We start from the raw sequence: 20,193 nt of genomic DNA, 5'->3' as shown, positions 1-20,193 counted from the left end.
ACTCCTCTTTCTCTATCTAACTAGGCAATAGTTTCATAATGTCGTTGTATGTGACGACTAGCATCAACATCATCAAGAGAGCAAATCCTACAAAATGTACCATACTCTCTTTGTTAGGGCTGATCGGTTTGCCCCGAACCGCTTCCAACCCAATAAATACGAGGCGGCTACCATCGAGTGCAGGGATTGGTAGTAAGTTGAAAATAGCTAAGTTCAAGCTGAGTAGAGCTGCCCAACGAACGAGCGGCAATATACCAGCATCCGCTACTTTCCCTGTTACTTCCCCAATCTGAACTGGCCCACCTAAACTTTTGATTGATACTTGTCCTGTAATTAACTTTCCGAAGCCTTCAAAAAGAACCACTGACCAATTATAGGTAGCTTTAAATCCACTTTGGATGGATTCCAACAATGTTGCATCTCGAAGCATCTGATTTTGGTTAAACGTAGCCCCGATAATATACCCATCACCTATTTTCTGTGGCGTAACAGGAATATCTAGTAGCTGGTCTCCTCGTTTCACTTTCAATATAACTTCTTTCCCACCAGACTCGAGTAATTCATAACGTAACATATCATACGTATCTACTTTTTTACCTGAGACGCCTTGAATCTCATCGCCAGGTAAAATTCCAGCTTGTTGCGCAGGAGAGTTTGGTTGAATTAGTTGCACTGGTAACCGATATTCTACACCAGTAAGCGATGTATACAGAATAAAAAGAAGAACAGTCAGCACTAAATTAAACAGAGGACCGGCAAAAATAGTCATTGCCTTTTGTCCAGACGTTTTAGAACCAAATTGACGATCCCATGGAGCAATCTGCATCTCGTTTTTGGAGTCAACATGGAGAATCGCTGTTGGATGAAGATCATATCGAACTTCTTGTTCATCCTCTGTTTCCAAACAAACAAACAGTTCTTTTTCCCAGTCTATCTCCACAATTCTTCCAACCATTAACTCACGATCTAACCCGATTGGTTCATAGAAATAGAGGTGATCGATTTTTCCTTCCGATGTTTGCGAAGCGTAGACCAAAGTCCCTGTCTTAACTTCGAGCACTTCAGGGTCTTCTCCTGCCATTCGAACATAGCCACCAAGCGGAAGGAGTCGAACAGAGTAAGTGGTTTCACCTCTTTTACGAGTAAAAATCTTGGGACCAAATCCAATGGCAAATTCACGAACGAGGATTCCTGCTCTTTTCGCAAAGAGAAAATGTCCTAGTTCATGAATAAACACCAAAAGCCCTAAGACAACAATAAAAGAAACCACAGTCTTCAACATAAACAAATTGCTTCACCACCTAAACGTTGAATGACGACGCAAAATCCCTTGCCCAACGATCAGCCCACTCAATCTCTTCTAAGTTGGGGTTCTCTATTTTTTGGTGACGGTTTAGAGCTTCTTCAACGATCGTTTCAATTTGCAAGAATGGAATTTCATCGTGTAAGAACTTCTCGACTGCCACTTCGTTCGCTGCATTCAACACGGTTGTCATGGTGCCACCTGCTATTCCTGCATCATATGCCATACGTAAGCAAGGATAACGTTTCAAATCTGGTGCTCGGAAGTCGAGTCTAGCTAATTTTACAAAGTCTAGTGCTTCAGTTTGGAGTGGTAAACGTTTTGGATAAGAGAGTGCATATTGAATTGGGACTTTCATATCAGGTGTTCCTAGTTGTGCCATTACTGCACCGTCATGGAATTCCACCATGGAGTGGATGATACTTTGTGGATGGATCAACACTTCAATCTCTTCATATGGCATATCGTAAAGCCATCTAGCTTCAATCACTTCCAGACCTTTATTCATCAATGTTGCTGAATCAATCGTCACTTTCGCTCCCATAGACCAGTTAGGATGCTTGAGTGCTTGTTCTTTGGTTACTCCTACTAATTCCTCTCGTGTCTTATCACGGAATGAACCACCTGAAGCGGTCAGGATGATTTTACGAACATCTTCTTTTCGTTCTCCGTTTAAACACTGGAATAAAGCAGAATGTTCGCTGTCAATTGGTAAAATTGGCACTTGGTATTTTTTCGCAGCTTCTGTTACTAGATGTCCTGCTGTTACCAGAGTCTCTTTATTAGCCAACCCCACTTTTTTCCCTGCCTCAATTGCAGCAAGAGTGGGTGGCAATCCCATACTACCTACCAATGAAGAGACAACATATGTCGCATCTGGGTGTTGTGCAACGAGTGACAATGATTCTGTTCCCCAAACCACTTGTACCTCGGAAGATACTTCCCGACGGACTCTTTCTGCTGCATCCTCAGTTGCCATGGAGACAAGCTTTGGAGAAAATTCTCGAACTTGCTCAATCATACGCTCTACATTGTTACCAGCAGCTAAAGCTACTACCTCGAACTCTTCACGATGTTGTCGCACTACTTCTAATGTACTCGTCCCAATAGAGCCAGTAGAACCAAGGATTGCAATTCTCTCTAACATCTAAACGTTTCTCCCCTTACAGTAAATCAAAGATGTGTAAGACTAAAAAGGTAAAGAGCAAGCTATCAAAACGATCTAACATGCCACCATGACCAGGTAAAATTTTTCCAGAGTCTTTGACCCCAGTAGTACGCTTAATTGCTGATTCTACTAAATCGCCGATTTGACCTACAACTGCCGTAAGGAAACCTAAGAATAGGACATAAGGTATCGAACCAAGGATCGGGAAGAACAGGCCAATTGGGATTGCAAAAAGGACTCCAAAGGCAATACCAGCGAGCGACCCTTCCACTGTCTTTTTAGGACTAATATGAGGCCACAGTTTTCGTTTTCCCCATTTTCTCCCAACAAAATAAGCTCCAGAATCATTTGCAAATGTAACCAATACAACGAGCAACGAGAGGGCAAACCCAAGCCCATTCTCTCGCCATACTGTTTCCATCATCAGAGAAAATCCAAATCCTATGTACATTACGCCAACGAATAAAAAGGAGAGACGATAGATATCTAAATGATTCCGGCTTAAAACCATCCATATAAAATATAGTAACAAAATGAGCAAGTAAGTTTTGCTTAAATCCACTCCGAATAGGGAATCGCCCTGTAGCTGTGGTAGGTTGGAAAGTAGGATGAGAGTGACGCCCAAATATCCAATCCCCATGGGAATCCACCCTTGTGAATAGCCTAAAGTACGGCTATATTCCCAAAATGCAATGAGTGCAATGATAAAGATAAGTGTTGTATACCACCATCCACCTAGATATAACAGAGTTAAGAAACCAGCAGCTCCCAACCCTCCCGTGATGACACGTTCTTTCATGGTTACTGCTCCTGTTCTACTTAAACTGCACCATAGCGACGATTTCGTTTCTGGAAGTCAAGGATGGCTTGATAGAATACTTTTTTGGAAAAGTCCGGCCATAATTCCTCGGTAAACCAGAGCTCACTGTATGCGAGTTGCCACAAGAGAAAGTTACTGATTCGGATCTCTCCACTAGAACGAATGATCAAATCAGGATCAGGGATTCCTCTTGTTAAGAGATGGTCACTCATTACTTGTTCGGTAATCTGATCTTTATCAATATTACCTTTTTCTACTTCTTCTATAATCTCTCGTATAGCTTGTAAGATCTCATCACGAGAACCATAGCTTATCGCAAAGTTCAAAATCATCCCAGTATTATGCTCTGTCTGGACCTCAAATTCCCGAAGTGCGGATTGGGTATAACTAGGCGTTTTCTCTTTATCTCCCAACATCTGCACCTTCACATTACGATCAACTAGTTCCTGTAGATCTGTCCGCAGAAACTCAATCGGGAGCTTCATCAAGTACTCTACTTCTTCTTTGGGGCGCTTAAAGTTTTCAGTAGAAAAAGAATAGAGAGTCAGAGCTTTTATGCCAAGATCATTGGCTATTCGAATCGTTTCACGAACACGTTTCATTCCTGCTGCATGGCCCGCTGTACGAGGAAGACCTCGCTTTTTGGCCCAGCGTCCATTTCCATCCATGATAATGCCAATATGTTCTGGAACAGGATGTTTCTGAATCTGTTCATACATTTCTTGTTCACTTAACACTTGTTCGGTCGTTGAGCCAGAGACCCATTTTTTAAAAGTACCGATCATCTTCATACCCCCCATCAGTTTTTTGCTTAGAATTAGCCAGAAAACCCCCTAAAGAATCAGGGGGTTTCTCGCATCCGCATTAGATTTCCATGATTTCTTCTTCTTTGGAAGCTACTACTTGGTCGGTTTCTTTAATGGAATTGTCTGTTACTTTTTGTACATCATCAACACTGCGGCGAGCTAGATCTTCAGGGACTTCTCCATTCTTCTCTAGCTTTTTCAATTCATCGTTTGCATCACGACGGACATTGCGGATCGCTACTTTTGCATCTTCACCCATTTTACGAGCCAATTTCACCAATTCATTCCGGCGTTGCTCAGTCAAAGCAGGAATACTAATCCGAATTACATTTCCATCGTTGTTCGGAGTTAGGCCCAACTCTGATTTTAAAATGGCACGCTCAATATCCCCCAAGGAAGACTTGTCCCAAGGTTGTATCAAAAGCGTCCGTGGATCAGGAACAGAAATATTAGCTACTTGGTTAATTGGCACTTCGCTACCATAGTACTCCACTTGCACTTTTTCTAAGATAGCAGGGTTTGCTCTTCCTGCACGTAAAGTCAAAAGATCCCGCTTTAGTGCTTGGATCGCTTTTTGCATTTTTTCTTGTGCTTGTTGTTTTACATTATTCACCATACTAATTAGTTCCCCCTTACAGTCGTACCGATATGCTCACCTAAAACCACGCGACGGATATTTCCTTCTTCCGAAATGTTAAAGACAATAAGTGGAATATTGTTGTCCATACAAAGCGAGGACGCAGTAGAGTCCATCACAGCAAGTCCTTGGTTGAGAAGATCTAGATAGGTTAGGGTTTCATATTTTTTCGCTTCAGGATTGGTGCGTGGATCCGAGTCATAGACTCCATCTACATTATTCTTCGCCATGAGGATCACTTCTGCTTCGATCTCTGCTGCACGAAGCGCAGAGGTAGTATCAGTCGAGAAGAACGGAGTACCGTTACCAGCTGCGAGAATGATGACACGACCTTTTTCCAGATGTCGGATGGCCCGACGACGAATATATGGTTCCGCAACTTGGCGCATTTCGATTGAAGTCTGCACCCGAGTCGGAATCCCCATATTTTCTAATGCATCTTGAAGAGCGAGCGAATTCATCACCGTAGCTAACATCCCCATATAATCAGCTGTTGCTCGGTCCATACCACGTTGGGTACCAGAAATTCCGCGCCAGATGTTTCCTCCACCCACTACTAATGCAACTTGTACTCCTAAGTCTACAATTTCTTTGATTTGTTTGGCAATGGAATTTAGCACTTCGGAGTTAATCCCATAGCCATCATTGCCTGCTAGAGCTTCTCCGCTTAATTTTAGTACGACTCGGTTGTATTTGGGCGTCGTCATCTACATCCTCCTATCCTAATCTTACTTGCAAAAAAAGGGAACACGTTTGTGAGTGTTCCCCATTATGCTGCATTAGCCTTTGTTTACTTGAGACATTACTTCTTCTACGAAGTTGTCTACACGTTTTTCAATACCTTCGCCCAACTCATAGCGAACAAAGCGACGAATAGAGATATTCTCTCCAATTTTCGCGATTTTCTCTTTTACCATTTGGTCGATGGTTTTTTTGCTTTCTTTTACGAAAGGTTGCTCAAGCAAGCAGATTTCTTGATAGAATTCTTTTTTCAGACGACCTTCTACCATTTTATCTACGATATGCTCTGGTTTCCCTTCTTTAAGAGCGGTTTCACGGATAATAGCACGTTCTTTTTCGATATCCTCTTGGGAAACCTCTTCTTTACGTACATATTTTGGGTTCATCGCAGCAATTTGCATTGCGATGTCTTTCACAAAGGTTTTGAACTCGTCGGTTTTAGCTACGAAGTCGGTTTCACAGTTTACTTCAACAAGCACACCGATACGACCGTTCGCATGAATGTAAGATTCTACAACACCTTCTGCAGCGACACGGTCTGCTTTTTTCGCAGCTTTTGCGATCCCGTTTTCACGAAGATAGTCAATTGCTTTTTCCATGTTCCCACCAGTTTCAGTGAGAGCTTTTTTGCAATCCATCATTCCTGCGCCAGTTTTCTCACGCAGTTCTTTAACCATAGTAGCTGTGATAGCCATTGAGAATGTGCCTCCTTTTTTATGTAGAAACAAGCTTTTTTGCATTCTAACGGTTAGTAAGAGCCCCGCTTCCAAGCTTGGAGAAAGTAAATAGGTTTAGGCGGGGATAACTGCCCATAAAAACCCGATAAGATCAACTAATATCAGTGAGAAAAAGCTCCTCACCGAATGAATTTTCTTTATGGAAAACGGGCGACCAGGAGTCTAGCCACCCGTTCTTTCGTTTTATATCGATTAAGAAGCAGGTGTTTGAGCTGCTTCAGCAGGTTGATTTTGTTCGCCTTGACGACCTTCGATCAGTGCGTCCGCAATTTTGGAAGTGAACAGACGTACTGCACGGATTGCATCGTCGTTCCCTGGGATTTTGTAATCGATCTCGTCTGGATCACAGTTGGTGTCTACGATCGAGATGATTGGGATGTTCAACTTACGTGCTTCTGCTACTGCGATACGCTCTTTACGAGGGTCGATGATAAAGATCGCATCAGGAAGCTTTTTCATATTTTTGATACCGCCCAAGAACTTCTCGAGACGAGCTTGTTCTTTTTTGAGCAATACTACTTCTTTCTTTGGAAGAACGTCGAACGTACCATCCTCTTCCATACGCTCTAGTTCATGAAGACGATTTACACGTTTTTGGATGGTGGAGAAGTTGGTAAGAGTTCCACCCAACCAACGATGGTTTACGAAGAATTGATCTGCACGGATCGCTTCTTCTTTTACTGCTTCTTGAGCTTGTTTCTTCGTACCAACGAAGAGAACGGTTCCGCCATCTACCGCGAGGTCGCGTGCAAAGTTATATGCATGCTCCATCATTTTAACCGTTTTTTGTAGGTCGATGATGTAGATTCCGTTACGCTCAGTAAAGATGTATTTCGCCATTTTTGGGTTCCAACGACGGGTTTGGTGACCGAAGTGTACCCCTGCTTCTAACAATTGTTTCATTGATACAACTGCCATAATATAATTCCTCCCTAGGTTTTTTCCTCCGCCAAAGTCATTGCAGATTAGAGACTGCAAGCAGCACCTTCTACTTCTGCTACTTTGACGTGTGTGTTTTACACCATTGATGACTATACCATAATTGAGGAAAAAGATGCAAGCATCTAGTTTAATTCAACTTGGCCAAGAGTTCAGCAGCATCTGTATTCTCTTGGTTCGCAGCGAGACGCAACCATTTTTTTGCCTCATATATACTCTTATAGACTCCAATACCAAATGCATATCTCATTCCCAACTCGTACTGTGCCTCTACATTTCCTTGATCAGCAGCTATTCTGATCCAACGAGTGGAAGCTCGCTCTTGGAATTGCTTATAGAGATTCATCCCGTCGCTATTTTTGTATTCGCTAGCTAGATGGAAATAGTAGAGTGCTTTTGAATGATTTTGAGCCAATCCTTTATCTCCATCACGATAGCGTTTGCCTAGCTCTACCATAGCACGGTCTTCTCCTAAGTTAGCTGCACGAACCAATAGCTCTTCTGCTTCTGAAACATTCGAACGAACTCTTCCATTTAATATCTCGTAAGCAAGGCAGTACATTCCATAAGCATTCCCTTGTTCGATAGACAATCGGAGTAACCGTTCCCCTTCTACCGGATCTTTCTGTACCCCATAAGAGCCACATACTAAGTAGTCACCTAGATTGGCTGCAGCATAGGAGTATCCTTTCTCTACGGAACGTCGGAGATACTCGATTCCTTTAGAAACATCTTTTACTACGTGACTACCAGAAACAAGACGCCAGCCATAATGATTTAGGACCGCACCGTTTCCTGCTTCTGCTCCCTCTTGTAACAGACGAAGTCCTTTTTCTTTGTCTACTACATGTGTTTTTCCTAAGAGATAAAAATAAGCAAGATTACTTAGCGCACTCTCGTCTCCTAGATCTGCTGCTTTTTGTAGCCATTCCTCACCTTTGACGAGATCTTGGTTGATCCAAGTTCCATCCATTAAATAGTATCCCAAATCACGCATCGCTTTTACATGTCCAGCGTTTGCAGCTTGCTCTAGATAATATCGTCCATTCCCTGGTTTAGGTGGTTCTAAAAGAGACAGACCTAGTTTCCACATGATCTTAGATCGTAATTCCCCTCTAGCATAATAAGAGGCATTTTGGAACAGGTTTCGAGCTCTTTCTACATCACGAGTAACTTCAAGGCCATCGAACAATAGAACTCCGTATTCATACATTGCCTCATAATGTCGTGCATTGGCTGCTTGCTGGAGCCAACTGATACCTTTTTGGCGATCTTTCGGAAAAATGTCTCCTTTAAGATAATACTGTGCCATTTGATACTTGGCTCTCTTGGCATAATCATAAACAGAGCCATATCCATTGAATTCAGAAGCTTTTAATAGCAGTTGTTCTCCTCGTTCCAGGTTCCGTGAAATCGCTTCTCCTTTAATAAGGAAATCACTCAGCTCCAACATTGCTTGTAAACTATTTTGTTTTACTGCTAGCTCATACCAAGCGGCTCCTTTTTCTCCATCTTGCCCAAAAGGCTTACCTGTCATATATGCCATACCAAGATATAGTATTGCCGCAAGATTGCCATTTTCTCCTGCTTGTTGGTACCATTGTTCGCTTTGTTGTATAGCTTCTGGCTCGTTTTTCTTTCCATAATACTGTCCCAAAAGTAACATCGCTTCATCAGAGCCAAGCTCTGCAGCTTTTTCTAACCACTCAATTCCAGTTTCAATCGACTCGTTCTGTATCTTTTTATCTAAAATGAATTTCCCAAGTGTATAAGCAGCCTTTTCGAATCCAGCCTCAGCCGACTCAACTAACCATTTCTTAGCTTGCTTAGAATGATTCCGGTACTTTATGTAACGCATTCCCCAAGCAAACTTCGCTTCTAGATGACCAGCCTTTGCAGCCTTTTCTAGATATGTATCGCCTCTATATTGTGGTAGAGGAGTCTCTCCATTTACTACAAGACTTCCATATTGATAATACGCATCGATATCACCTTGATCTCCTGCTTTTAAAAGTAATTCAAGTTTTTCACGCATAATCTGTCCTCTTTTCTAAAGGGTAATAAGACTAATAAGAAATTTTCATTATGTAAAATAGACTTTATGATAGAAAAATGTACTAATATCATATAAACAATTATAATCTTGCAATCTATTATACCTTTTCTAACATTTCTTCAAAACTATTCATGATCATCATTTTTCGACAAAAGACAGAGATAAAACAGGAAAACTGTCCCTGATAATCTATACTAAGTCCCATTAGATACATGAAAAATGGACATAAAATTCCTAAAATAATGAGTTCTGGGCTTGGATCAAGTAAAATAGAAAAAAGGTTCAAAATTAGGCTGACTCAAAGGGGAGTTAAAATGAGAACTAGACTGCTTCATGTACGTGCAAATGTAAGTAACTTACAAAAATCTGTAAAGTGGTACGAGGACACATTGGGATTACTTACCATAGATTTGTTCCCAGCAGAAAAACCCAAGTATGCTCATTTTGACGCTGAAGAAGGAGCCACCTTTGGATTAATTGAAGAAAAAATTGAAAATCCATCTGCTCAGACTCGCTTTCATTTTTATCTAGATAATATAGAAGAACTATGGGCTCGGGTACAAAGATGTGAGAATGTTACTATTTTAGATGAACTAAATATTACTCCAAGAGGAACGAAGCAGTTTACGATTGCAGATCCAGATGGAAATGAATTAGGTTTTGTCCAAAACAGACTTCAAACCTGGTATTAGGTCTGTAATTCCTGTTTCCATTTTTTTGAATAATACAAAACCCTCTCCAGCACTTATAACAGGAGAGGGTTTTGCACGTTTATATTATGCTTCTGTGGACACTACTTCGACTTCTACTGACTCTTCTTTCCTTTGAGTGACTAATATGCGATGGATTGCAAGTTGCTCCATACTCTCAATCGTAAATCGGAACTCCCCTAGATCGTAGGACTCCCCTACTTGAGGGATTCTTTCCAAACGAGAGAATAGCCATCCACCAATCGTATCATTATCAGGATCTTCGATTTCTAATCCAAAATGGCGATTTACATCTTCAATCAACACTTTCGCATCGACGGAAGTACCGTCCTCTTTCGAACAAAAAAATGGTTCTTCTTCATCAAATTCGTCTTGAATTTCTCCAAAAATCTCTTCAAAAATATCTTCTGTTGTAATTAAGCCAGATGTACCACCAAATTCATCTACTACAATCGCCATATGCGTTTTGTTTTTTTGGAAACGTCGCATGACATCTTTAATCTCCATCGTTTCAGGGATCGAGATAACAGGACGCATTAACTGACGTAACTCAATTGGTTGGCGATCTGCAATCTTCTCATAGAGATCACGAACCAGTAAGAGTCCGATAATCTGATCTTTATCGCCTTCATAAACAGGAAATCGCGTATATTTGGAAGAGCGAATTAACTCTAGATTCTCTTCAAGAGGTTCCTCTAAGTCTAACCCAACAATATTAACTCGTGGTACCATCACTTCTCGCGCAATTCGTTCCGTAAAACTAAACACTTTATCAAAAAGTTTCAATTCCGTCTGATCAATAATCCCACTATTGTGGCTCTGCTCAATGATGAGACGGATCTCTTCTTCAGTATGTGCTGATTGATGTTCTTCTGCCAATCCAATACCAAATTTCTGCAAAATCCAGTTCGCGGATCCATTTAGCACCACGATAAATGGTTTGAAGATAATATAGAAGAGATGAAGTGGTCTAGCCGTCCACAACGTAGTCGTCTCAGCCTTGCGGATCGCTAGAGATTTTGGTGCCATCTCACCTATAACGATATGCAAATAACTCATAATAGAGAAGGCAATCGCAAAAGCAATTGGATGAAGCAATACCTCTGGTATACCTACATAATGAAAAATCGGTTCAATCATTGCGGCAATTGTTGGTTCCCCTACCCAACCAAGTCCTAAGGACGCGAGTGTAATCCCCAGCTGGGTAGCAGATAGGTATGCGTCCATATTGCGAATTACTTTTTGAGCCATTTTTCCTTGGGAAGTAGTTAGTTGTGCAATCCTTGTTGAACGTGCTTTCACAATCGCAAACTCTGCTGCGACAAAAAATCCATTCAACAGTACTAGAAACATTACTAAGCCTAATTTCCATGTAATATCCAACAAACTAAAACTGTCACTTTCCAAGCAAACATTCCTCCATTAATACTATTTAAGATCATATTATACAGGAATTTCGATTAGTGAACTAGGTAAAATAATACAATCACGATTTATCTAATTCCATTCTGTAAAAAGCGAACAATTTGTAATCAGATTGTCAAAAATTTCGCGTAAAATTCCAACAAGCCCTGCCATTCTTTTAACAAAAAAGCCTTTTGCCAGATAGCAAAAGGCTAGGATTCTATAAGATATATTGGCTAAGATCTTGATCTTCTACCACACCAGCAAGTCGCTCTCTCACATAATGAGGTGTAATCACGACTTCTTCCAGAGTTACTTCAGGTGCAGAAAAAGAGAGTTCTTCTAGAAGGCGTTCCAAAATGGTGTGAAGACGACGAGCACCAATATTTTCTGTCGTCGAGTTCACTTTAGCCGATAGTTCTGCTAACTCACGAATTGCCTCCTCGGTAAAGGTAACCTGAATTCCCTCTGTTTCTAGAAGAGCAGTATATTGCTTGGTTAATGCACTTTGTGGCTCAGTTAGAATCCGGAAAAAGTCATCGGCTGTTAGATCTTTTAGCTCTACCCGAATTGGAAAACGCCCCTGTAATTCAGGAATGAGATCAGACGGTTTGGCAACATGGAACGCACCAGCAGCGATAAAAAGAATATGATCTGTACGAACCGGACCATATTTGGTCATAACAGTGGAACCTTCGACGATTGGAAGAATGTCACGCTGTACACCTTCACGCGATACATCTGGTCCGCGATGATCCTTACCCGCTATCTTGTCGATCTCATCTAAGAAAATAATCCCAGACTGTTCTACTCGTTCTAATGCTTCTTGGTGAACCTGATCCATATCGATCAACTTCTGGCCTTCTTGTAGCGTTAGAACTTCACGGGCTTCTTTTACTGGTAAACGACGTTTTTTAGTACGCTTTGGTATCAGATGACTAAACATATCTTGCATATTCATTCCCATCTGATCGTTCCCAGCACCTCCTAGGAGATCCAACATCGACGGTGTCTGTTCCTCTACTTCTATCTCTACCAATTCATTCTCCAACTCTCCACTCGCCAAACGATCCCGAACACGGCGACGTTCCTGTCGAACACGCGTTTTCTCACTAGAGTCACTTTCAGCTGATTGAGTATTACTACCTGGACGTTGGAATAATGCTTCAAACGGATTCTGGAAGGAGGTAGTAGATTTCTTCTCTGGAACCAGTAACTCGATTAGACGTTCCTCTGCCAACTCTCTTGCTTGATCTTGGACACTGTCGATCTTCTCGTCTTTGAGCATTCGAATTGCTGTTTCCACAAGATCACGTACCATCGATTCCACATCTCGACCTACATAGCCTACTTCTGTAAATTTAGTTGCTTCTAATTTGACAAATGGGGCTCCGACCAATTTGGCCAAACGACGAGCGATTTCTGTTTTTCCAACACCAGTCGGTCCAATCATCAAAATATTTTTTGGGATGATCTCTTCACGGAGTTCTGGTGCGAGAAGACTACGACGATAACGATTACGAAGCGCCACCGCTACTGCTCGTTTTGCTTCTTGCTGTCCTACTATGTACTTATCAAGTTCTTCTACGATCTGTCTAGGAGTCCATTTCTCATTTGGATGCATCCCTTATACCTCCTCACAGATAATATTGCTGTTAGTAAAGACACAGATCTCGCTTGCTACTGTAAGTGCTGCATGTGCCATTTCTTTTGCATTTAAGTGAGTAGCGTGTCGTTTTAAAGCACGTCCAGCTGACAACGCAAAGCTACCACCAGAACCAATCGCCAAAACATCATCATCTGGTTCGATTACTTCCCCATTACCAGATAGAAGAAGCATTGTATCTTTATTAACTACAATCATCATCGCTTCTAGACGACGCAATACTTTATCTGCTCGCCATTCTTTTGCAAGCTCCACCGCTGCACGTTGCAAGTTACCGTGAAACTCCTCTAACCTGGCTTCAAATTTTTCAAATAGCGTAATTGCGTCTGCTACTGATCCAGCAAATCCTGCCAAAACTTGCCCACGATAGAGTCGACGAACTTTTTTTGCTCCATGTTTCATAATCATTTGATTCCCAAAGGTTACTTGCCCATCACCTGCGATCGCTGCCGAACCATTATGTCGTACTGCAAAGATGGTTGTAGCGTGAAATTGTTCCATTACACTGTGCCCCCTAAAGTATAGAGAAACAGCAGGAAACCGAGAATCAGGCTATCTCCTCGGTCCCTGCTGTACCGAAAGGCTAACGTTACTAGCAAAAAGACAGAATAGGAGTCTTTCTCCTATTCTATCTTCTCGTAATCCACTTAGACCGTCAATGTAAATCGTTCTACTTCTTCGATTGCTCGTTTGGCATAAGCCGTTGCTCGATCTTTCTTCGAACGAATATGTTCTGTTAGAGGAGCAAACAAACCAAAATTGGCATTCATCGGTTGAAAGTTCTTTGCATCCGTATGCGTAATATAGTGAGCTAAACTTCCAATAGCCGTGGTCGATGGTGCAGTGACTAACTCTTTTCCACTAGCGAGATGGGCAGCATTGATACCAGCCAAAAGTCCCGATGCTGCTGATTCTACATACCCTTCCACTCCAGTCATTTGTCCAGCAAAAAACAGGTCAGCCCGTTCACGGAATTGATAGGTAGGAAGAAGCATTTTGGGTGAATTTAGGAACGTATTACGATGCATTACTCCATAACGGATGATTTCAGCATTCTCCAAACCAGGGATTAACTGTAGTACTTCTTTTTGTGGTCCCCATTTTAGATGAGTCTGGAACCCAACAATATTATACAGTGTGCCTGCACTATTATCTTGACGAAGCTGAACTACCGCATGTGGACGCTTCCCAGTTCGCGGATCTATCAATCCAACTGGTTTCATTGGTCCAAAGAGAAGAGTCTTCTTCCCACGACGAGCCATTACTTCGATCGGCATACATCCTTCAAAGAAAATCTCTTTCTCGAATTCTTTTAATGGTACCGTTTCGGCTGAGATCAGTGCTTCATAAAAACGATCGAACTCTTCTTCAGACATCGGACAGTTAAGATAAGCCGCTTCCCCTTTATCATAGCGAGAAGCTAAATAAACTTTCTCCATGTCGATGCTTTCTTTCTCTACAATCGGTGCTGCCGCATCGTAAAAATAAAGGTACTCTTCTCCCGTTAGCTTCTTTAAATCGGCTGATAAAGCTTCTGATGTTAGCGGCCCAGTCGCAATTACAGTTGGTCCCTCTGGGATTGCAGTTACTTCTTCTTTCACAACCGTAATATTAGGATGCTGATGCAACACTTGTGTTATCTCTTCAGAAAAATTCTCTCGATCAACAGCCAATGCTCCTCCTGCTGGGACAGCATGTTTATCTGCCGCTTTCATGATAAGGGAGTTAAGTTTACGCATCTCTTCTTTTAAAATACCTACCGCATTGGTCAATCCTGCTGCTCGTAGCGAGTTACTGCATACCAATTCTGCAAACTGATCTCCACGATGGGCAGGTGTCCGCTTAACTGGTCGCATCTCGATCAGCTTTACCTTAATTCCCCGCTCTGCTAATTGCCATGCCGCCTCACTTCCGGCAAGCCCAGCTCCGACTACGGTTACTTGTGTTTGGTTCACCGTTTCCCCTCCTCTATGCTTTTTCTCTCTCGAAGTCACACTTGGTACAGGTGATCCAAGTCTCTTTTTTCTTCTTTTTTTCTACCATCATAGAATTACATTTTGGACAAGGTTCTGGTACTGGTTTATCCCATGAGAGGAAGTCACAGTCAGGATACTGATTACATCCATAAAAGACCCGTTTCTTCTTGCTCTTGCGTTCCACAATTTCTCCTTTTTGGCATTTGGGACAAGTTACACCTGTTGATTTCATGATCGCTTTGGTATTACGACAATCGGGGAAACCAGAGCATGCAAGAAATTTCCCAAACCGTCCTAACTTATAAACCATTGGTTTATTACATTTCTCGCACAACTCATCGGAAACCTCATCTTTGATCTCTACTGACTGCATCTCTTTTTCTGCCACAATGAGGCGACTGTGGAAAGATTCATAGAACCGATCGAGAATCTGAATCCAATCAGTTCTTCCTTCCTCCACTTGGTCCAGATCTTCTTCCATATGAACAGTAAATTCGATATTTAAAATCTCTGGGAAAAACTCTTCCATTAATTCTAGTACTATTTCACCTAACTCCGTTGGGATGAACTTCTTTTCCTCTAACTTGACATAGCCTCGTTTTTGGATCGTCTCCAGTGTCGGAGCATACGTACTAGGACGTCCAATTCCCTTTTCCTCCAACGTCCGTACCAATCGAGCCTCTGTATAGCGTGGAGGTGGTTGGGTGAAGTGTTGAGCAGGATCTACTTTTTTCTTTTTGAGTAGCTGTCCTTCTTCTAGTGGAGGCAAGAACTTTTCATCATCCTGCTTTTTGTCATCCGTTCCTTCAATATATACCTTCATAAATCCTGGAAAGTTAATCTTGGAACCAGTTGCCCGAAAACTAGCCTCTCCTGCTGAGATCTCCGCTGTTACCGCATCCAAGATCGCAGGTGCCATCTGACTGGCTACGAGGCGCTCCCAAATAAGCCGATATAACCTCAACTGATCTCGTGAAAGATATGCCTTCATCTGATCTGGTGTCCGGAAGATAGAAGTAGGACGAATTGCTTCGTGAGCATCTTGCGCGTTTGCCTTTTTCTTTTGCTCTCGCTTGCCAGTAGCTAGATAATTCTCTCCATACGACTCTTGAATGTACTTCGCTGTTTCTGTAGACGCCGTCTCGGATATTCTCGTAGAATCGGTTCGCATATAAGTAATGAGACCGACCGTCCCTTCCTTCCCGATATCGATTCCTTCATAGAGCTGTTGAGCTAACATCATTGTCTTGGCAGCACGAAAGTTCAACTTTCTCGCTGCTTCCTGTTGCAAAGTCGAGGTGATAAACGGAAGAGATGGATTACGTTTGCGTTTACTCTCTTTAATTGAGTCTACTACAAAGCGCTTTCCTTTGATTTTCTCCAAGAGCTCGTCTACTTCTTGGCGATTTTTCAGCTCTTTTTTCTTACCTTCATATCCATAAAACTTTGCTTCTAATTCTGCTTTTCCACTCAAAAGATGCGCCGTTACACTCCAGTATTCTTCTGGTACAAACGCCCGAATTTCTTTCTCACGATCGATTACTAATTTGACTGCAATGGACTGTACACGACCTGCACTCAAACCTTTTTTTACTCGTTTCCACAGTAACGGACTGATCTTATACCCCACTATACGGTCTAATATTCTTCTAGCTTGTTGTGCATTCACAAGATCCATATCAATTGGGCGTGGGCGTTTAAAAGCATCTTTGACAGCATCCTTGGTAATTTCATGAAAGACCACTCGACAAGTATCATTAGGATCTACTCCTAAAATATGAGCCAAATGCCAAGCGATTGCTTCTCCTTCACGATCCGGGTCAGCAGCTAAATAAATATTTTTCACTTTTTTCTTGGCGTTTCGAAGTTCTTTTAAAATATCTCCTTTGCCACGGACAGTAATATACTTAGGAGAAAAATGGTTCTCGACATCTACTCCTAACTGACTTTTCGGTAGGTCACGTATATGACCCATTGAAGCTTTTACTATGTACTTGCGACCTAGATATTTTCCTATTGTTTTCGCCTTCGCAGGCGATTCCACAATAACTAACGAGTCTGCCATTTTCTGCTCCCTCCTCTCACATGCATTTTCCGCTGCTTATTCTTCTATGTTCCATATGTACAATACCAGAGTAAATTAATGCCTTGCAACTTTAGGTTTTGGAAATCTCACCTAAACGGATATATCTTGATCCAGGAAGTTGCTGTATATATCGCTTCATTTCCATTTGTAATAGTGATCGGTGAACCTCTCCGATCGGTACTGAACTTATTAAAGAGAGTAACATAGTCAAGGAAATAGGTTCTGGACCAAGTTGATCCCATATCTGTTGCTCGGTTTCAGTAAGCATCAACTGGGGAGAGGTAACAGTGGCAGCCACTTCATCTGAGAATGGAATTACTAGATGTTCGTACTCTTCTAGAATCTCGTCTGGATGTAAGACACATTTGGCCCCTTGTTGAATCAGGCGATTCGTACCTCTGCTTTGTTCTGATAAGATACTGCCTGGGATTGCAAAAACGTCCTTCCCTTGCTCTAATGCAAAATCAGTCGTGATCAGTGTACCACTCTTTTCTGCTGCCTCCACTACCAAGACGCCTTTGGCCAATCCACTCACAATCCGATTGCGTTGGGGAAAAAGACCTGGTTTAGCTACAGTCCCTGGAGCTACCTCTGATACTACCAATCCTTTCTTAACAATCTCCTGATAGAGAGATCGATGTTGTACTGGATAGACTACATCTATTCCTGATCCCAGAACTGCAATTGTTTTGCCACCAGATTCCAAAGCAGCTTGATGACATATCCCATCGATTCCCAGTGCCATGCCACTCACAATCGTCCAATTAGAACGGGACAAGCTCTCGGCAAAAACTTGAGCTACCCTTTTACCATAAGGCGTTGGTTTTCGAGTGCCAATCATCGCAATACATGGGTTATGTAATAGTGAGCGATCTCCAAGCAGATAGAGTACCCATGGAGGTTGGGGTAGCTCTCGTAATGAATGAGGATAATCAGAATCAAAAAAAGTCATCACTTGAATCTCTGTTTTTTGGAGATCAAACATTACTTTTTGTACATATTCCGGACTGTATGTAATTCGTATCGCATTTATGACTTTCGTTGGAACTTTTCCCTTGGCAATTTCGGACAAATGCGTTTCTTCAATGTGATCGCCTGGTTGCCAACCCACTTTTTGTAAACGTCCAATCGTATGCCATCCTACTCCTTTTATCTGATGCAATGCGATGAGCGACCATCTTTTGTCCATATAATCCACCCTTTCATGCAAAAGTGCATCTAGAGCATGTTCTGTATAATGGATTATATTTCCTTTTCCATGTAAAAAAAAGAGAACCTGATGACAGGTTCTCCCAACCTTATACCCTATCTTACTACTGATTACTGGGTCTTCCCTAATCTGTAATTTTTACTCATCTAACCTATCTAACTCTCGACGTTTTTTCCTAGAAAATGTATAGTTCCCCTCATACCTTGTTAACTGATCGTGGGAAATCCAATATATTCTTTGGAAAAGACGGTCAAGAAAATAGCGATCGTGGGAAACGGCAATTATCGTCCCTTGATAATGACTTAGAGCTTCTTCTAGTACTTCTTTTGATTCTATATCCAAATGATTGGTCGGTTCATCCAAAATGAGCAGATTATAATGTTGGTGCATAAGTTGAGCCAGACGAAGCCGCATGCGTTCTCCCCCGCTCAGACTCTGTACTTTTCGGAAAACAGCGTTACCATAAAACAAAAACTTTGCCAAAATATTTCGGGCTTCTTCTTCTGAAACACTGATTTTTTCACGGAATTCATCTATAACTGTAAACTGTTGATTTATTTCTATTACATGCTGGGAAAGATAGCCAATAGAAAGATTACTACCTAATTTCACTCCTCCACCATCAACCGTCTCCAGACCAGCTATGATATTAAGCAATGTCGTTTTTCCGCTTCCATTTGCTCCAACAATCGCAACATGTTCTTGAAATCGGACAAACATGTTCACATTACGAAAAAGCTCCTTACTACCTACTTTTTTACAGACGTCTTCTAATAGCGCCACGTCTTTTCCACTTCGTTTGTTCATCTGGAAATCAAGATCTATTTTTTTCTGTTTCAAAACAGGCTTTTTCAAGACTTCGATACGCATCAAAGCCTTTTCCATACTTTTGGCTCGACGATGTAAACCATCACTTGGAGGATTAGAACGATTGGCCCAGTCTTTTAATCGTTTGATTGCTTCCTTCATCTTTTTCATTTTCTTTTGCTGATCTTGGTATTGTTGAAATTGTTGTAATAGACGTTCTTCCCGCTCTCTTACATAATGAGAATAATTACCATGATAGGTAATAAGTTCGCCTAATTCCAATTCCAAAATAGAAGTCACCACATCATCTAAAAAATAACGATCATGGGAAACAACTACCACTGTTCCATTATATTTTCTGATAAAATCCGTCAACCATTCAATCGCAGGTAGGTCCAAATGATTGGTTGGCTCATCTAATAACAGTAAATCCGGTTTCTTCAGTAGAAGTTGCGTAAGTCCTACTTTGGTTCGCTCCCCACCACTTAGTTGGCACCACTGTTTTTCCATCAACTGAGTGATTTGCAAGCCATGAACAATACGATTTATCTGCGAATCCATCTCATACCCGCCATTTTGTTCAAACTGATCTTGTAAACTCCCGTATTTTTCTAGATACATTTCTAATTTTGATGCCTCTAGTTCTTGGGACAAAGCTTGTTCCATTTGTGCCATCTGCTCTTTTATTTCAAAAAGAGAACGAAATACATCAAATAAGATCTCTTTCACTGTTTTTTGATCCTCAACAATAGGTGATTGTTGCAATAAACCAGCAGATCCACCTTTCATCCATATTACAAGTCCTTCACTGGGTTGAATGTGTCCGGCCATCAACTTCAATAATGTTGTTTTTCCTTCTCCATTCCGACCAATCAAACCAATTCGTTCACCTTGCTTAATTTCACAAGCCAAATTGCGAAATATCGTATTTGCACCATAGGTTTGGGTTACACGTTGCATACTACAAATAATCATGTATGCTCTTCCTCCGTTTGAAGAGACACCAAAAAGACGGCAGCGCTATTCTACCATCTTGGGTAAACAAAACCGATTGTAGGGTAGATGTCTCTTACTGGTATTTTTCTATTTACATGAGTGAAAAAGGGCAGACTTATCCCGTGATTCAC

17 protein-coding genes are annotated in these 20,193 nt (G+C 41.6%); 1 reads left to right on the top strand and 16 read right to left on the bottom strand.

What is annotated here, in order from left to right; all coding sequences use genetic code 11:
- Positions 1-16: 16 nt before the first annotated feature.
- The 9 genes from rseP to VJ09_RS16430 form a co-directional block, all read right to left on the bottom strand.
- Complete coding sequence (rseP, locus tag VJ09_RS16470; RefSeq protein ID WP_044642989.1) at positions 17-1,282, bottom strand: RIP metalloprotease RseP; 1,266 nt, start codon at positions 1,280-1,282, stop codon at positions 17-19.
- 19 nt (positions 1,283-1,301) lie between these two features.
- Positions 1,302-2,450: a 1-deoxy-D-xylulose-5-phosphate reductoisomerase gene (locus tag VJ09_RS16465; RefSeq protein WP_044642684.1), complete on the bottom strand. Its 1,149-nt coding sequence runs from the start codon at positions 2,448-2,450 to the stop codon at positions 1,302-1,304.
- A 16-nt stretch (positions 2,451-2,466) separates the two neighbouring features.
- Positions 2,467-3,270 carry a phosphatidate cytidylyltransferase gene (locus VJ09_RS16460; RefSeq protein ID WP_044642683.1) on the bottom strand — a complete coding sequence of 268 codons (804 nt, stop codon included), beginning with the start codon at positions 3,268-3,270 and terminating at the stop codon, positions 2,467-2,469.
- Between the two features lie 20 nt (positions 3,271-3,290).
- Positions 3,291-4,076 (bottom strand): isoprenyl transferase, encoded by a 786-nt coding sequence (locus VJ09_RS16455; protein WP_044642682.1) that lies wholly within the window; start codon positions 4,074-4,076, stop codon positions 3,291-3,293.
- A 79-nt stretch (positions 4,077-4,155) separates the two neighbouring features.
- Complete coding sequence (frr, locus tag VJ09_RS16450; RefSeq protein WP_044642681.1) at positions 4,156-4,713, bottom strand: ribosome recycling factor; 558 nt, start codon at positions 4,711-4,713, stop codon at positions 4,156-4,158.
- 5 nt (positions 4,714-4,718) lie between these two features.
- Positions 4,719-5,441, bottom strand: a complete 723-nt coding sequence (gene pyrH / locus VJ09_RS16445) for a UMP kinase (RefSeq protein WP_044642680.1) — start codon at positions 5,439-5,441, stop codon at positions 4,719-4,721.
- Between the two features lie 72 nt (positions 5,442-5,513).
- The gene (tsf, locus tag VJ09_RS16440) at positions 5,514-6,170 is read right to left on the bottom strand and encodes a translation elongation factor Ts (protein ID WP_044642679.1); all 657 of its coding nucleotides are present in this window, start codon (positions 6,168-6,170) and stop codon (positions 5,514-5,516) included.
- A 234-nt stretch (positions 6,171-6,404) separates the two neighbouring features.
- Positions 6,405-7,130: a 30S ribosomal protein S2 gene (gene rpsB / locus VJ09_RS16435; protein ID WP_044642678.1), complete on the bottom strand. Its 726-nt coding sequence runs from the start codon at positions 7,128-7,130 to the stop codon at positions 6,405-6,407.
- Positions 7,131-7,281: 151 nt separating this feature from the next.
- Complete coding sequence (locus tag VJ09_RS16430; protein WP_044642677.1) at positions 7,282-9,186, bottom strand: tetratricopeptide repeat protein; 1,905 nt, start codon at positions 9,184-9,186, stop codon at positions 7,282-7,284.
- A 335-nt stretch (positions 9,187-9,521) separates the two neighbouring features.
- On the opposite strand from VJ09_RS16430, the gene VJ09_RS16425 reads away from it, so the two are divergent.
- On the top strand, positions 9,522-9,899 hold the full coding sequence (locus VJ09_RS16425) for a VOC family protein (RefSeq protein WP_044642676.1): 378 nt from the start codon (positions 9,522-9,524) through the stop codon (positions 9,897-9,899).
- Positions 9,900-9,983: 84 nt separating this feature from the next.
- On the opposite strand, the gene VJ09_RS16420 is transcribed toward VJ09_RS16425, so the two are convergent.
- From VJ09_RS16420 to abc-f, 7 genes are all read right to left on the bottom strand, one after another.
- Entirely contained in the window at positions 9,984-11,324 is a 1,341-nt protein-coding gene (locus VJ09_RS16420) for a hemolysin family protein (protein WP_230199170.1), read from the bottom strand.
- Between the two features lie 217 nt (positions 11,325-11,541).
- Positions 11,542-12,945, bottom strand: a complete 1,404-nt coding sequence (gene hslU, locus VJ09_RS16415; RefSeq protein ID WP_044642675.1) for an ATP-dependent protease ATPase subunit HslU — start codon at positions 12,943-12,945, stop codon at positions 11,542-11,544.
- 3 nt (positions 12,946-12,948) lie between these two features.
- Positions 12,949-13,488: an ATP-dependent protease subunit HslV gene (gene hslV / locus VJ09_RS16410; RefSeq protein ID WP_044642674.1), complete on the bottom strand. Its 540-nt coding sequence runs from the start codon at positions 13,486-13,488 to the stop codon at positions 12,949-12,951.
- A gap of 146 nt (positions 13,489-13,634) precedes the next feature.
- A complete protein-coding gene (gene trmFO / locus VJ09_RS16405; protein ID WP_044642673.1) occupies positions 13,635-14,942 on the bottom strand; it encodes an FADH(2)-oxidizing methylenetetrahydrofolate--tRNA-(uracil(54)-C(5))-methyltransferase TrmFO in 1,308 nt (435 codons plus the stop codon).
- A gap of 13 nt (positions 14,943-14,955) precedes the next feature.
- On the bottom strand, positions 14,956-17,028 hold the full coding sequence (topA, locus tag VJ09_RS16400) for a type I DNA topoisomerase (protein ID WP_044642672.1): 2,073 nt from the start codon (positions 17,026-17,028) through the stop codon (positions 14,956-14,958).
- A 91-nt stretch (positions 17,029-17,119) separates the two neighbouring features.
- Positions 17,120-18,238, bottom strand: a complete 1,119-nt coding sequence (gene dprA, locus VJ09_RS16395; RefSeq protein ID WP_044642671.1) for a DNA-processing protein DprA — start codon at positions 18,236-18,238, stop codon at positions 17,120-17,122.
- A gap of 159 nt (positions 18,239-18,397) precedes the next feature.
- A complete protein-coding gene (gene abc-f / locus VJ09_RS16390) occupies positions 18,398-20,041 on the bottom strand; it encodes a ribosomal protection-like ABC-F family protein (RefSeq protein ID WP_044642670.1) in 1,644 nt (547 codons plus the stop codon).
- Positions 20,042-20,193: the final 152 nt, after the last annotated feature.

Origin of the sequence: Risungbinella massiliensis (assembly GCF_000942395.1) — a bacterium.
Lineage (GTDB): Bacteria > Bacillota > Bacilli > Thermoactinomycetales > Thermoactinomycetaceae > Risungbinella > Risungbinella massiliensis.
Note: the sequence above shows the minus strand (reverse complement) of the source record. Positions and strands in the feature narration are given on the sequence as shown.

Coding starts and splice junctions, on each gene's coding strand:
- VJ09_RS16425 (WP_044642676.1), top strand. CDS start 9,522: ATGAGAACTAGACTGCTTCATGTACGTGCAAATGTAAGTAACTTACAA.
- hslU (WP_044642675.1), bottom strand. CDS start 12,945: ATGCATCCAAATGAGAAATGGACTCCTAGACAGATCGTAGAAGAACTT.
- dprA (WP_044642671.1), bottom strand. CDS start 18,238: ATGGACAAAAGATGGTCGCTCATCGCATTGCATCAGATAAAAGGAGTA.
- topA (WP_044642672.1), bottom strand. CDS start 17,028: ATGGCAGACTCGTTAGTTATTGTGGAATCGCCTGCGAAGGCGAAAACA.
- hslV (WP_044642674.1), bottom strand. CDS start 13,488: ATGGAACAATTTCACGCTACAACCATCTTTGCAGTACGACATAATGGT.
- VJ09_RS16465 (WP_044642684.1), bottom strand. CDS start 2,450: ATGTTAGAGAGAATTGCAATCCTTGGTTCTACTGGCTCTATTGGGACG.
- frr (WP_044642681.1), bottom strand. CDS start 4,713: ATGGTGAATAATGTAAAACAACAAGCACAAGAAAAAATGCAAAAAGCG.
- VJ09_RS16455 (WP_044642682.1), bottom strand. CDS start 4,076: ATGATCGGTACTTTTAAAAAATGGGTCTCTGGCTCAACGACCGAACAA.
- abc-f (WP_044642670.1), bottom strand. CDS start 20,041: ATGATTATTTGTAGTATGCAACGTGTAACCCAAACCTATGGTGCAAAT.
- rseP (WP_044642989.1), bottom strand. CDS start 1,282: ATGTTGAAGACTGTGGTTTCTTTTATTGTTGTCTTAGGGCTTTTGGTG.
- rpsB (WP_044642678.1), bottom strand. CDS start 7,130: ATGGCAGTTGTATCAATGAAACAATTGTTAGAAGCAGGGGTACACTTC.
- pyrH (WP_044642680.1), bottom strand. CDS start 5,441: ATGACGACGCCCAAATACAACCGAGTCGTACTAAAATTAAGCGGAGAA.
- tsf (WP_044642679.1), bottom strand. CDS start 6,170: ATGGCTATCACAGCTACTATGGTTAAAGAACTGCGTGAGAAAACTGGC.
- VJ09_RS16460 (WP_044642683.1), bottom strand. CDS start 3,270: ATGAAAGAACGTGTCATCACGGGAGGGTTGGGAGCTGCTGGTTTCTTA.
- VJ09_RS16430 (WP_044642677.1), bottom strand. CDS start 9,186: ATGCGTGAAAAACTTGAATTACTTTTAAAAGCAGGAGATCAAGGTGAT.